Origin of the sequence: Crocosphaera sp. XPORK-15E (genome assembly GCF_034931425.1) — a bacterium.
In the GTDB taxonomy this organism is placed as follows: domain Bacteria; phylum Cyanobacteriota; class Cyanobacteriia; order Cyanobacteriales; family Microcystaceae; genus UHCC-0190.
Genome location: NZ_JAYGHQ010000008.1, coordinates 196,447 through 208,563 on the forward strand (window position 1 = coordinate 196,447; position 12,117 = coordinate 208,563).

Annotated in this window: 15 protein-coding genes and 1 pseudogene; 9 read left to right on the forward strand and 7 right to left on the reverse strand. The window is 35.6% G+C overall.

Features of this window, described 5'->3' with window-relative positions:
• Positions 1–38: 38 nt before the first annotated feature.
• From VB691_RS10475 to VB691_RS10495, 5 genes are all read right to left on the reverse strand, one after another.
• Positions 39–458 carry a secondary thiamine-phosphate synthase enzyme YjbQ gene (locus VB691_RS10475; RefSeq protein ID WP_323291435.1) on the reverse strand — a complete coding sequence of 140 codons (420 nt, stop codon included), beginning with the start codon at positions 456–458 and terminating at the stop codon, positions 39–41.
• Positions 459–562: 104 nt separating this feature from the next.
• Entirely contained in the window at positions 563–1,270 is a 708-nt protein-coding gene (locus VB691_RS10480) for a response regulator transcription factor (protein ID WP_323291436.1), read from the reverse strand.
• Positions 1,267–2,127 carry an isocitrate lyase/PEP mutase family protein gene (locus VB691_RS10485; protein ID WP_323291437.1) on the reverse strand — a complete coding sequence of 287 codons (861 nt, stop codon included), beginning with the start codon at positions 2,125–2,127 and terminating at the stop codon, positions 1,267–1,269. Before VB691_RS10485 ends, VB691_RS10480 begins: the two co-directional genes overlap by 4 nt.
• An 8-nt stretch (positions 2,128–2,135) precedes the next feature.
• Complete coding sequence (gene rfbC / locus VB691_RS10490; RefSeq protein ID WP_323291438.1) at positions 2,136–2,681, reverse strand: dTDP-4-dehydrorhamnose 3,5-epimerase; 546 nt, start codon at positions 2,679–2,681, stop codon at positions 2,136–2,138.
• A 99-nt stretch (positions 2,682–2,780) separates the two neighbouring features.
• Entirely contained in the window at positions 2,781–3,434 is a 654-nt protein-coding gene (locus tag VB691_RS10495) for an L-threonylcarbamoyladenylate synthase (RefSeq protein ID WP_323291439.1), read from the reverse strand.
• A 5-nt stretch (positions 3,435–3,439) separates the two neighbouring features.
• On the opposite strand from VB691_RS10495, the gene larC (VB691_RS10500) reads away from it, so the two are divergent.
• From larC (VB691_RS10500) to VB691_RS10515, 4 genes are all read left to right on the forward strand, one after another.
• Positions 3,440–4,243 (forward strand): nickel pincer cofactor biosynthesis protein LarC, encoded by an 804-nt coding sequence (gene larC / locus VB691_RS10500; RefSeq protein WP_323291440.1) that lies wholly within the window; start codon positions 3,440–3,442, stop codon positions 4,241–4,243.
• A complete protein-coding gene (gene larC, locus VB691_RS10505) occupies positions 4,201–4,698 on the forward strand; it encodes a nickel insertion protein (RefSeq protein ID WP_323291441.1) in 498 nt (165 codons plus the stop codon). The genes larC (VB691_RS10500) and larC (VB691_RS10505) overlap by 43 nt, the downstream gene beginning before the upstream one ends.
• A 40-nt stretch (positions 4,699–4,738) precedes the next feature.
• The gene (locus VB691_RS10510) at positions 4,739–5,671 is read left to right on the forward strand and encodes a lysylphosphatidylglycerol synthase transmembrane domain-containing protein (protein WP_323291442.1); all 933 of its coding nucleotides are present in this window, start codon (positions 4,739–4,741) and stop codon (positions 5,669–5,671) included.
• 301 nt (positions 5,672–5,972) lie between these two features.
• Positions 5,973–6,455, forward strand: coding sequence for an adenosine-specific kinase (locus VB691_RS10515; protein WP_323291443.1), 483 nt, complete (start codon positions 5,973–5,975; stop codon positions 6,453–6,455).
• Between the two features lie 94 nt (positions 6,456–6,549).
• Here VB691_RS10515 and VB691_RS10520 read toward each other — a convergent pair whose 3' ends face one another.
• Positions 6,550–6,924, reverse strand: coding sequence for a hypothetical protein (locus VB691_RS10520; protein ID WP_323291444.1), 375 nt, complete (start codon positions 6,922–6,924; stop codon positions 6,550–6,552).
• A 204-nt stretch (positions 6,925–7,128) separates the two neighbouring features.
• Here VB691_RS10520 and VB691_RS10525 point away from each other — a divergent pair, with 204 nt between their 5' ends.
• The 4 genes from VB691_RS10525 to VB691_RS10540 are packed head-to-tail and all read left to right on the forward strand — an operon-like array spanning position 7,129 to position 10,948.
• Positions 7,129–8,565 carry a HAMP domain-containing sensor histidine kinase gene (locus tag VB691_RS10525; RefSeq protein WP_323291445.1) on the forward strand — a complete coding sequence of 479 codons (1,437 nt, stop codon included), beginning with the start codon at positions 7,129–7,131 and terminating at the stop codon, positions 8,563–8,565.
• A 44-nt stretch (positions 8,566–8,609) separates the two neighbouring features.
• Entirely contained in the window at positions 8,610–9,779 is a 1,170-nt protein-coding gene (locus VB691_RS10530; RefSeq protein ID WP_323291446.1) for a MotA/TolQ/ExbB proton channel family protein, read from the forward strand.
• A gap of 1 nt (position 9,780) precedes the next feature.
• Entirely contained in the window at positions 9,781–10,257 is a 477-nt protein-coding gene (locus VB691_RS10535; protein ID WP_323291447.1) for a hypothetical protein, read from the forward strand.
• The gene (locus VB691_RS10540) at positions 10,247–10,948 is read left to right on the forward strand and encodes a hypothetical protein (RefSeq protein WP_323291448.1); all 702 of its coding nucleotides are present in this window, start codon (positions 10,247–10,249) and stop codon (positions 10,946–10,948) included. The genes VB691_RS10535 and VB691_RS10540 overlap by 11 nt, the downstream gene beginning before the upstream one ends.
• A 17-nt stretch (positions 10,949–10,965) precedes the next feature.
• Here the strand turns inward: VB691_RS10540 and VB691_RS10545 are convergent, their stop codons facing one another.
• Positions 10,966–11,442: a hydrogenase maturation protease gene (locus tag VB691_RS10545; protein WP_323291449.1), complete on the reverse strand. Its 477-nt coding sequence runs from the start codon at positions 11,440–11,442 to the stop codon at positions 10,966–10,968.
• 57 nt (positions 11,443–11,499) lie between these two features.
• Between VB691_RS10545 and VB691_RS10550 the strand changes: the two are divergent.
• Positions 11,500–12,105, forward strand: a pseudogene (locus VB691_RS10550) (Rpn family recombination-promoting nuclease/putative transposase); the annotation flags it as partial.
• Positions 12,106–12,117 lie beyond the last annotated feature (12 nt).

Consider the following 12,117-nt stretch of genomic DNA (forward strand, 5'->3'; position numbering starts at 1 on the left):
TGATGGGTAGCACTATATTTCCCCTGGCTTTTTGAAGATTATTCCCCATGTATATGTATAACAATTTTTCTGGAATGACTATGCTGACGATGCTCCCATAAATATATAGCTTGCCAAGTTCCTAATAATAATTTTCCGCCAGATATGGGGATTTGTTCGGAGGTTTTTGTTAAAGTAGAACGAATATGGGCCGGCATATCATCAACCCCTTCCGTGCTATGAAAATAAAGTTTAGGATTTTCAGGCACTAAGGTTGCCAAAAAATTAGATAAATCTTTTAAAACATCAGGATCGGCATTTTCTTGAATGATTAGAGATGCCGAAGTATGACGGACAAAAATAGTACATAATCCGATATTAATTCCAGATTTTGCCACAATTTTTGCAACTTGATCCGTAAGAGGATGAAAGTCTTTTCCTCTGGTTTGAATAATTAGTTCTTGTTGATAATAATTCATTTACCTCTGGTATTCCTCCTGATCTGACTTTTCCAGCACTTCTACCCTGTTCTAATTTAGGCTAACTAATTCTACACACAATGTCAAACAGCTTATTATTTATTTTATGATTCATCTTCAAATTTATAACCCACCCCGACAACCGTTTTAATAAAGGTAGGATTTGCAGTATCAGGTTCAATTTTTTTGCGTAATCTTCTCACATGAGTATCGACAACCCTTTCATCCCCAAAAAAGTCATTCCCCCAGAGTTTATCTATTAATTGAGTGCGACTCCATACCCGTCCAGGATAACTCATAAAAGTAGATAATAGATTAAATTCTAAAGTGGTTAATTCTAAGGTTTCTTCTGATTTATTTGCTAGTTTTCTGGTGGCAACATGACGATCCAAATCTACAATAAAATGAGCAGTTTCATACGTATTATTTTGGGTTGATCCATGACGTAAACTACGTCTTAATAAAGCGCGAACTCTTGCGACTAATTCAATGGGACTAAAGGGTTTTACTAAATAATCATCGGCCCCGGTTGATAGTCCAATAACCCGATCAATTTCTTCTCCTTTTGCAGTTAACATTAAAATATAAGGGTCTTTAGCGGTTAATTTTTGACGAATACGAGTACAAACCTCTAAACCATCTAATTTAGGTAACATTAAATCTAAGATAATTAGATCTGGTTCTTGTCTCTGAAATAATTCTAACGCAGCTAACCCATCATGAGCAACTTCACAAGAAAAAGACTCTCTTTCTAAGGTTTCTTTAATCAATTTAGAAATTTCCATGTCATCTTCAACGATCAAAATTTTCATATATTTGACATTTCTAACTCCCTATATTTATCAACTTCGATTAAGTTTTTAAAGTCCTGAAATTGACAAAAATCATTATTTTGATTAACGGTTCCTGTCTGCTTCAACTGTTCAAAATAGTGAGAAACTGCGTTAGTCCCACTTAATAACCCTGATAAGGCAAAAGCAACTAACTTAAATCCCATTTTTTCAAGTTCATTGACAGTCAAACAAGGAGTTTTTCCTCCTTCAATAATATTAGCAAATAAAGGAATATCAGGAAAATAGGTGACAATTTTTTCTAATTCTTCAACCGACTGTGGGGCTTCAATAAAAATAATATCAGCCCCCGCTTCTTGATATTGTTTCCCTCGATTTAAGGCTTCATCAAGTCCATAAATTGCCCTGGCATCTGTTCTCCCAATAATCACTAAATTACTATTATTTCTGGCATCAACAGCAGCTTTAATCTTCTTTACCATTTCGTCAGTCGGGATGACTTTTTTCCCTTCAAAATGCCCACATTTCTTGGGCCATTCCTGATCTTCTAAAATGATTCCTGCTGCCCCAAATTGTACTACATCTTCAATAGTTCGTCTGACATTTAAGACATTTCCGTATCCTGTATCAAGGTCACAAATTACCGGAATATTAACAGATTTAATAATATTTTTGACCTGATTTAACATTTCCGTTGCTGTTAAAAAACCCATGTCAGGAAGACCAAGCAGAGAAGCAGAAATGCCAAATCCACTGGTAAAAATAAGAGGAAATCCGGCTTTTTCTGCTAACTTAGACCCGATACAATCATAAACTGCTGGTGCAGCCAAAATTCCTGGTTCATCTAATAATTGACGTAACTTATTTGGTGCAGTCATAGGTTATTTTAATTAAATACTTCTGCTTGTTTGAACGGTGTGCCAATTTTATCTTTTTTAGATACAATTGGTTCTTCTTTTAATTGCCAGTCTATACCAAGATCAGGATCATTCCAGAGAATTGATCTTTCATATTCTGGGGCATAATAATCGGTGGTTTTGTATAAAAATTCTGCTGCATCAGATAATACTAAAAAACCGTGAGCAAATCCTTCAGGAACCCAAAATTGTCGCTTATTTTCTGCACTGAGAAGACATCCCACCCATTGGCCAAAGGTAGGGGAATTTTTGCGAATATCAACCGCAATATCTAACACTTCTCCTACCACAACTCTCACTAATTTTCCTTGGGGTTGTTGAATTTGATAATGTAATCCTCGGAGAACATTTTTTAAGGAACGGGAATGATTATCTTGAACAAAATTGAGATCAAAACCTATTGCTTCCGTAAAGGCTTTATGATTATAACTTTCATAAAAAAAGCCCCTTTCATCGCCAAAAATACGCGGTTCAATAATCAGGACATCAGGAATTTTTGTGGGTGTTACGTTCATTATTAGATCTGATTGAAGTAGTAAGTAAGTAAATTAAGTTTGTAGTAGGCTTTTAAAAGCTTACTATGAGGGCTAAAGCCCCCACTACAAACTGATATATTAAACAGCGACAGTTACCCAATTTTGCAATTCTTCCCATCCTAACCCTTGTCGAATAATAGCAGGAGGATTGGCAGTCATATCAACAATGGTTGAAACTTCAAAACCCGGTTCTAAGTCATTATCAATAATTAGATCAACCTGATTATCAAAAATGTCAAATAGTTTGGCTTTTTCTAAGTCAAGGGTAGGAAATTCTCCATCTTCATCAGGTAAATGGGCAGAAGTAGAAATAATAGGATTACCTAACTCTTTTAAAATTACCTGACAAATTGGATGATCAGGAACTCGAATTCCTGTAGTTTTCCGTTTAGGACTCATCACCAATTTTGGCACAAGTTTAGTCGTGGGAAGCAAAAAAGTGTAAGGGCCAGGAACCACCCTTTTCATAATACGATAAGCCTCATCTGTAACTGCCGCATATTCGGCAATATTTGAGAGAGAAGAACACAAAAATGTCAGGGGTTTATCATTAGATAATTGCTTTAATTGCCGAACCCGTTGCACTCCCGATTTACTATTGAGATCGCAACCGATCGCGTAAACTGTATCTGTAGGATAAAGCATGATCGCCCCTTTTCTGAGGGCATCACAAATTTCCTCAATGCGACGAGGTTGGGGATTATCAGGATGAAGATCGTAGAGGATAGCCATAGTTTATGACAAAGATAGCTTATTTTGACTGTGCAACGGGAATCGCTGGGGATATGTGTTTAGGCGCATTGGTTGATAGTGGTGTTCCTTTAGAATACTTGATTGAGCAACTCAAAGGGTTAAAAATTGACCAAGAATATGAGTTAAGTCAAGAAAAAGTTCACCGTCAAGGACAGGTGGCCACCAAGGTTCATGTTAATTTATTGTTAGATCAAACACCAGCCCAAAAATCCCAAACAACACATCATCACCATCATACCAATCATCCTCCTGCTCGTCATTTACCAGAGATTGAATTAATGATTCAACAGGCAAATTTGCCATCACGGGTGACGGAATGGAGTCTTGATATTTTTCGTCAGTTAGCCATCGCTGAAGGGGCTGTACACGGCGTTGAACCGGAAAAAGTCCATTTTCATGAGGTGGGGGCGACAGATGCCCTTGTAGACATCATAGGGACTTGCTTAGGGCTAGATTGGTTAGGGGTTGAGGTGTTATACTGTTCGGCGATGCCCACGGGTGGGGGGACAGTTTGGGCGGCCCATGGTCGTTTACCTGTTCCGGTTCCGGCAGTGCTAAAGTTATGGGAGTCCCGTCAAGTTCCGATTTATAGTAATAATATTGACCAAGAATTAGTGACACCAACTGGGGCAGCTATTGCGGTTACTTTAGTGAAAAGTTTTGGACAACCACCGCAAATGAAACTGGAAAAAGTTGGTTTAGGGGCTGGTTCAAAGGATTTGCCAATTCCTAATATTTTACGTTTGTGGATTGGGGAAAGTATAGCAGAAAAAAAAACAGTAATCTAGATGTAATTGCTGTCTTAGAGACTCAAATTGATGATTTAAGCCCGCAAGTGTTTGGGTATGTTTTTGATGGTTTATTGAATGCGGGGGCGTTAGATGTGTTTACCCAGTCGGTTAATATGAAAAAGTCTCGCCCTGGAATTTTATTAACTGTTATTTGTCCCTTAGATAAAGTTTCGCTATGTGAGGAGATTATTTTTAAGGAAACCACAACTTTAGGCATTCGTCAATTAATACAAAAACGGTCTATTTTAGATCGAGAAATTAAGACAGTTGAGATAAAATATGGTCAAGTTAGGGTTAAGATAGCTAGTCAAGGAAAGGGAGAAGAAAAAACAATTATTAATGTTCAACCAGAATATGAAGATTGTGCCGCCTTAGCTAGAAAGTTTGATCAACCATTACGAAGCATTCAACAAATGGCATTGGAGGCTTTTATAAAAACAAATAAAGCATGAATTAATCATTATTTGTCGGGGTATTCATTAGCTAATAATCATGTCATTAATTAAAGCTTATTTAAAATGGATTATTGTCGGATTTACATTGTTTTTTATAATAATAACCTTTAAAAAGCATTGGCAAGCGGTTACAGCAATTAGCTTAAATTCTCAAGGATGGTTATGGTTATTCTTGGCTTTAATTACTACATTAATGGCTCATATTTGGTCAGCATGGGTATGGTTATGGATACTCAAATTATTTAAACAATCTTTTAGTAATCAATGGGGTTTAAAAGTTTATTTAATTACCAATATTTATAAGTATTTACCTGGTAATGTGGGGCATTTTTATGGGCGTATTTCTGCGATTTCTAAACAAGGAGGTTCTCTAGCTGTTGCTAGTTTAAGCGTTTTACTCGAACCTTTAATAATGGCTGCTGCTGCTTTATTAATTGCTTTATTAAGTCATTCTCTTGGGTTAATTGAAACCACCAATAATCTAGGAATACTATGGTTACAGGGATTGGCTTTAATTGTTGTTTTAATTGGTATTCATCCTTTAATTATTAATCGAGTTATTGGGCTTGTAAATAAATTAAAATCAAAGGAAAATATCAAAGAATCATCTGTTTATTTAGATCGTTATCCTGGTAACATTTTATTGGGAGAACTAGGATTTGTATTGTTAAGAGGATTAGGATTTATTCTGGTTTTTCTGGCATTTATGCCTGTTACTATCTCACAAATTCCTATTTTACTTAGTGCCTTTAGTTTTGCTTGGTTACTAGGTTTAATTATTCCTGGTGCGCCTGGAGGAATGGGAGTTTTTGAAGCAACAATTATCACCTTATTTCAATCATCAAATTTGCCAATTAGTATTGTTTTAAGTGCCATTGCTATTTTTAGAATTATTAGTATTTTAGCTGAACTTATTGGGGCAGGAATAGGATATTTATTCGGTAATTTATCTAGTAGAGGTAATTCATGAATTACCTCTACTAGATGTCTGCTGAGAGAATTTATAAACTAATTTAAAAAATAGTTTAAATTTTCCTTAAATTTTTGGACTATTCTGGAAAATAGAGGTAAGACAGAAGTAAAATATAGAAAGGAGGCAAGACAATGATAACCCTATTAATTGTATGCACCATCACTTTAATTAGTTTAACCCTTGTTTTTGAAGCCATTTTTTACAACGAAGAACATCAGTCTATGTAACAGGACAAAAAGTAGGGGCATAATATATTATGCCCCTACAGAAGTCAGCAGTATTTTAATCTAGATCAAACATGGAACTTAAAATTATCCCCTTAGAAATACCCGAAGAATCTAACCTAATTTTAGGTCAAAGTCACTTCATTAAAACTGTAGAAGATTTATATGAAGTGATGGTAGGAATATCATCACAGGTTAAGTTTGGAATAGCCTTTTGTGAAGCATCTGGCCCCAGATTAATTCGTTTTACAGGTAATAATGAAGCATTACAAACCATTGCGGTAAAAAATGCTCAACTAATCGCAGCAGGCCATAGTTTTATTATTATGTTAAAAGATGCCTTTCCGCTTAACTTTTTAAACAGTATTAAACAATGTCCAGAAGTGTGTCGAATTTATTGCGCTACAGCTAATCCTGTACAGGTAATTATTGCTGAAACCGAACAAGGAAGGGGAATTTTAGGGGTTATTGATGGCTATTCTCCCCTAGGTATAGAAGGAGAAAAAGACATAAAAGATAGACAAGAAATACTCAGAAAATTTGGCTATAAACTTTGATAGTAGGAGTAATTCATGAATTACCCCTACAAATATTCTCAAAAATTGGAGTATAAGAAAAAATTCTCATCCCCAAAAATTAAGGCGATATTCTTTATTTACTCCCAGTAAAGAGAGATTGAAGGCTTTGTAGTAATTTTACAACAGGATTAACTGTTTCTGGGGTTGGGGTCGATTCTTTAACCGTTTTGGTTGTCGGTTGGGTTGGGGTTGAGGTTGACTTTTTAGCTTTAGGTGACTGAAGACTCGTTAAAAATTTCTTTAACTTATCTTCATCGGATAAAGAAGCGCGTCGAAGCTCTTGCGCTTTTTTGGATAATTCCCCTTCTCCAATATAAGCCAACCAGTTCTCAAAATCGCCTTTTTTTAAGTATGCGAGTCCTTCATCGGGAGACTGTTGGCAGACTCCGATTAAATCTTGTACGCTGTAGGCAAGTTGCCCATTGCTAAATCTAAATGGTTCTGTCATTGTCTCTTTTGAATGTTTTAGCGAGTTGCAGTTATCAATTGTAACGATTTATTTGAAAAAAGACTGCCCAGTGATCGGTTTTGTGTCAATTAATCATAACTTTATGACACTTTCAGCTAAAACTCAGATTCCCATCACCTTAAACTTAGTTTAATCTCAGATCATAAAAGATGATGAATGTTGTTCTCTGTTTAATGTTACCCCATGAAGTTTTTACCCCGTCTTAATGTTACCCCTCAGAAGCTTAAAAATGTCTTAGATCCAACTTCCCTACGAGTAAGATTAACGGTTGGTATTGCTGCGGTTTCTATCCTAGGGTTAAGTGGGGTTGTTACTTGGATCAGTTGGCGAATGCAAAATATTTTAGTCGTCACTCACAAAAATAATACAAAATATATTGCCGATCGTTTTCCCCATGATGTAGAAATCTATAGCGATATGGTTTCTATTCAGGAGGGAACCCAGAAAGCCATTGATAATCTTACTAACACCAACACCCTCTTATGGGTTAAAACGCCTCAAGGGGAGATTTTTGCCCAGTCTATGCCCCTAAAAATGGGCAGTCGTGGCACACAATTAGTCTCCTTGACTGATATTCCCACTCAACCTGATTTACAATTGGTCAATGGACGTTATTGGTTACTCTGTGCCACGGATTTAAAGGTCAAAGGTGTTACTTTAGGGGAGTTTTATATTGCCCAAGATATTACTGGGGATCAAACTATGTTTCTCAGTTTAATGCGGAGTCTCAGTTTTGCCAGTTTAATTACTATTGTTTGTATGACTGTGGTAATTGCTTGGTATATCAAAAAATCTTTACAACCCCTAAACCGTATTAGTCAACTAACCGCTAATATTTCTGCGGAACAATTAGGAGAGGCAAAAATTCAGTTAGAAAATGCCCCCAGTGAGGTGAAAGCATTAGCTAAAACCTTGGAAACTACCCTAATGCGTCTCTCAGAAGCTTGGGAAGATCAACGTCAGTTAGTGAGTAATGTTTCCCATGAGTTACGCACTCCTTTAACTGTGGTTTCTGGTTATTTACAAAGTACCTTGCGCCGAGGTCATAATTTAACAGATATTCAACGAGAAGCCCTAGAAACAGCAGCATCAGAAGCAGATCGTACTATTCAATTATTACAAGATTTATTAGATTTAGCTAGGGCAGATAGTGGCCGGATGTACTTTCATTTTGAACCTATTATTCTGAATGAGTTATTAGCTGAAATTCAGGGAATGGTTAGTCAATATCCTATATTAATTAAATTTTCCCTACCTGCTGATCAGGTAATAGTGAAAGCTGATAAAAATCGTCTCAAACAAGTTTTATTAAATTTAATTGACAATGCAGTTAAATATTCTCAGTCTGTCGAGCCAATTATCATTAAACTTGATCAGGAAAAGGGAAAGGCGAAATTACAAATTTGCGATCGCGGTATTGGTATTCCTTTAGGAGATCAAACTCGTATTTTTGAGCGATTTTATCGGGTAGATGAAGCGAGAAGTCGTCATACTGGGGGAACGGGACTAGGGTTATCTATCGTCAAAACCTTAGTAGAAGGAATGGGGGGAACTATTGGGGTTATCTCTCAAGTCGATCAAGGGAGTACCTTTACGGTAATATTGCCTTTATATCGATAATTTTGGTTTAGTTATTCACTACTCATTAATTTAACTCACTGAGGATGAAAACACAAGAAACGAATCAATACTTATTAACTTCAGGAGATGGGGAACGGAAGAAACTTGATGTTAATTTCTGGTTAGTCTCCATCATTGCTTTAATGCTTTCGGTTGCGGTTTATATGATCGCTTTTCTGTTTAGAACTTCTTTTTTTGGAGTTCTTTTATATGATCGGGGAATCACTCAATATTTGGTTATTTATTTAGCATCAATTGTGATTGCTTTGACGGTAATTAAACTCGTTAAACTACAACAAGAAAAAAGTGCCTTAAGACGTTCCTGGGTTCCTCAATCAGTGAATTTTGATAATCCTCAGTCACGAGATTTATTGGTTTTACAAAAAAATTTAGCTAAACAAAATAAACTTTTAGCCATTCGTTGTAGTCGGGTAATTGGGGCTTATATTCAATCAGGAAGTCGCAAAGCAGCCGCCGAATTAGCCTTAGATGATTCCTCTTTTTATTTAAGTGCTTCGGAGTCTTCTTATACCTTTCCTCGTATCCTTGTTTGGGCCATTCCCTTATTAGGATTTATTGGGACAGTAGTTGGTATTAGTCAAGCGGTTAATGGGTTTTCTGGTTTCTTAGAACAAGCGGGAGAAATTGAACAAATTAAGGAAGGAATTGGCACAGTTACCAGTGGTTTGGCAGTGGCATTTGATACCACATTATTAGCTTTATTATTGAGTGTTTTAGTGATGATTCCTTTAGTATTAGTGGAAAGAATGGAATCTCGTTTATTACTGAGAATTGATATTTATCTCAATGATGTTGTGTTTCCCCGTCTCAAAGAAAGAGGTGAAGATTTGGACTATGATGGTATTAATAACTCCATTCGTCAAGCATTTAAAGAGTATTTACCCACTCCCGAATCTTTAATTGAACCGGCCCATGCTTATGCAAAACAAGCAGCACAAAGTCTCTCTCAGAGCTTTATTTTTGAAGTTGAAAACTTACAAACTTTGAGCAGTAAATTAATTGAACAAATGGAACAATTAAACCAAATGAATCTACAAGAAAAAAGCAAATTTTTAGAAACCCTAGAACAGCAATTAAACGTTAACAGGGAACTATCCCAATCGATGATTAGTGAAATTCAAAAAATCAAACCTGTGTTAGAAAAATTAAGTAAACCTCGAATTATTACCTTTACTGACTCAGAGGAAATTTAGAATGCGTCGCCGTACTTTTTCTAGAAGTTCCCTAGAAGTTGAATTATTTCCCTTCCTTTCAATTTTGGCTTGTACCATTGGTACACTGATTTTACTGATCATTGTTTTAACTACTCAGCTATTACAAGATGACCGAAAAATAACCATCATAGCGAAAACAGAAACCACCGGAGAAAACCAAGGAAAAATCCCTAAATATATTGAATGTCGAGAAGATGGAGTCTTGTTACATCCTAGTCAAGTTTTTGTTGCTAAATCAGATCTTAATAATTATCGATCGCCTTTAAATAAATTAATCAAAGAAGTGCGAAAAAATCGCCATAAACAATATTTAATTGTGGCCCTTCGTCCCGACGGAATAGAGGTATTTCAAGAAGTAAGAGATCTGGTAGAAAAACAAGGAATTGATATTGGATATGAACCCATTGATCAAGATTGGAAATTAACCATAGAAGAACTAAAAAAAGATGAGAAATAGAAGACAGAGAAAACTCAATTCACCCAGTCAAAATCTAGATTCTTTTTTAGACATTCTCACCAATACAGTTGGTGTCTTAATGTTTATTAGTTTATTTATTACTGTAGTTGCGGTAGAATCGAGTAGTATTGTTAGCACTCCCTTAGTTTCCAATACTAAAAAGAAACCTCGATTTTTTGAAGTCAGAAATAATAAAATATCCTATATTAATGATGAAGAAGTAGATCGTCAAATTGCCATTTTAATGAAAAATCTTCCCGAATGTAGCTTACCAGAAGTTCCCAGTAATCTTGATACCTACACCTATCAATACTATTTAGATCGCATTCAAGAATATCAATCTTGTCGTGTGCAAACTATCCAAAGTTTTAAAGGATTTCGGGGACAAACAGAACATTACAAAGTCAAATTTTATGACCTTGATGCCTTATTATATGAACCTTTAACCCCCGAAACCGGAGAATCTTATAAAACCATTTCTCAAACCGATTCAGAGTTTAATAAAACCCTAGAAAAATTCGATCCTAATACAGATTATTTGGCCTTTATTGTTCGTCCTGACAGTTTTTCGGCGTTTCGAGTTGCTAGAAAACAAGCTTGGAAAGCAGGGTATAATGTAGGTTGGGAACCATTAAAACAAGACACCCCTATTGTATTTGGATCGAATGGTAGAACCGTTGGAGTTCAATAAAATAGACATTATAGATTTTAACGATTTAAACAAAACTCATTAATTTCCTGTTCTATCCACTTAATAACTTGTTTAACTGCGGGTTGTAAACTGGGACTAATTTCTAATCCTAAACCTAAGTTTTCTGCTTCAATTAAATAAACCATAACATCCTTAGGAAAATCCTCCTTAAATATCTTTTTTCCGGCGGCCAAGGCATGATCCCAACGAAAATCATGTAAACTATAACTTGGTTCTGGTAACGCTTCTAATTCTTCTCCTGGAACCTTATAAATTGTCCCTGGTTCTGAATCTGTAGAACAAGCATCAATAATGATTAATTTTTGACTTCCTCTTGCTTGAAACATCACCTCCATTCCCGCAGTCCCACAATCATAAATCCGTACATTAGATAAGGGATTTTTGCTGAAAATTTCTTGTAATTTCTGAGCAATAATTACCCCAACTGCATCATCACAACGATTCAAATTACCACAACCAATAATTGTTAACATATTTCGTCTAATCAAAATCTATGTATGATTCTACCTGTAAATTCATCGCAACTCAATAGAATGTTAGATTATGCCGTCAGACTCTATCCACGTTATAAACAAAAAGACATCTATTAAGTGGTAATTTATCTCAGGAAAAATCAATCACCCTTAGTCAGACAGAATTATTATCAGCGAGGGAAAACACATCATGAATTTGAGGTTATTCGTCTCTGGGAAACCCCATCTGAAACATTATTACAATCTCCTGGGCTGTTTCCTTTTGCTATACTAAGTAAAGTTGAAAATCGAGAAAATCTACTCAGGCAAATTGGACAAAAAATTGAGCAGATAAGGGATTTAACAGAACAAAGTAACCTAGCTGCATCAACTGCCATTTTAGCTGGATTAGTATTAAATAAAGACATCATCCAAAGATTATTGAGGAATGACATCATGAAAGAATCAGTTATTTATCAAGAAATTGAAGATCAAGGAAGACAGAAAGAAGGAGTAAATATGATATTACGTCTATTAAACAGACGTATCGGTGGCGTATCTCCTCAATTATCCCAAAAAATTCAAAGTCTTTCTATCGAACAATTGGAAAACCTGGGAGAAGCTTTATTAGATTTTCACTCCACAGAAGATTTAGAGCAATGGTTTAATCATTTATCTGTTTAGTTTGATAGAAAT

Coding starts and splice junctions, on each gene's coding strand:
- VB691_RS10475 (WP_323291435.1), bottom strand. CDS start 458: ATGAATTATTATCAACAAGAACTAATTATTCAAACCAGAGGAAAAGAC.
- VB691_RS10480 (WP_323291436.1), bottom strand. CDS start 1,270: ATGAAAATTTTGATCGTTGAAGATGACATGGAAATTTCTAAATTGATT.
- VB691_RS10485 (WP_323291437.1), bottom strand. CDS start 2,127: ATGACTGCACCAAATAAGTTACGTCAATTATTAGATGAACCAGGAATT.
- rfbC (WP_323291438.1), bottom strand. CDS start 2,681: ATGAACGTAACACCCACAAAAATTCCTGATGTCCTGATTATTGAACCG.
- VB691_RS10495 (WP_323291439.1), bottom strand. CDS start 3,434: ATGGCTATCCTCTACGATCTTCATCCTGATAATCCCCAACCTCGTCGC.
- larC (WP_323291440.1), top strand. CDS start 3,440: ATGACAAAGATAGCTTATTTTGACTGTGCAACGGGAATCGCTGGGGAT.
- VB691_RS10510 (WP_323291442.1), top strand. CDS start 4,739: ATGTCATTAATTAAAGCTTATTTAAAATGGATTATTGTCGGATTTACA.
- VB691_RS10515 (WP_323291443.1), top strand. CDS start 5,973: ATGGAACTTAAAATTATCCCCTTAGAAATACCCGAAGAATCTAACCTA.
- VB691_RS10520 (WP_323291444.1), bottom strand. CDS start 6,924: ATGACAGAACCATTTAGATTTAGCAATGGGCAACTTGCCTACAGCGTA.
- VB691_RS10525 (WP_323291445.1), top strand. CDS start 7,129: ATGAAGTTTTTACCCCGTCTTAATGTTACCCCTCAGAAGCTTAAAAAT.
- VB691_RS10530 (WP_323291446.1), top strand. CDS start 8,610: ATGAAAACACAAGAAACGAATCAATACTTATTAACTTCAGGAGATGGG.
- VB691_RS10535 (WP_323291447.1), top strand. CDS start 9,781: ATGCGTCGCCGTACTTTTTCTAGAAGTTCCCTAGAAGTTGAATTATTT.
- VB691_RS10540 (WP_323291448.1), top strand. CDS start 10,247: ATGAGAAATAGAAGACAGAGAAAACTCAATTCACCCAGTCAAAATCTA.
- VB691_RS10545 (WP_323291449.1), bottom strand. CDS start 11,442: ATGTTAACAATTATTGGTTGTGGTAATTTGAATCGTTGTGATGATGCA.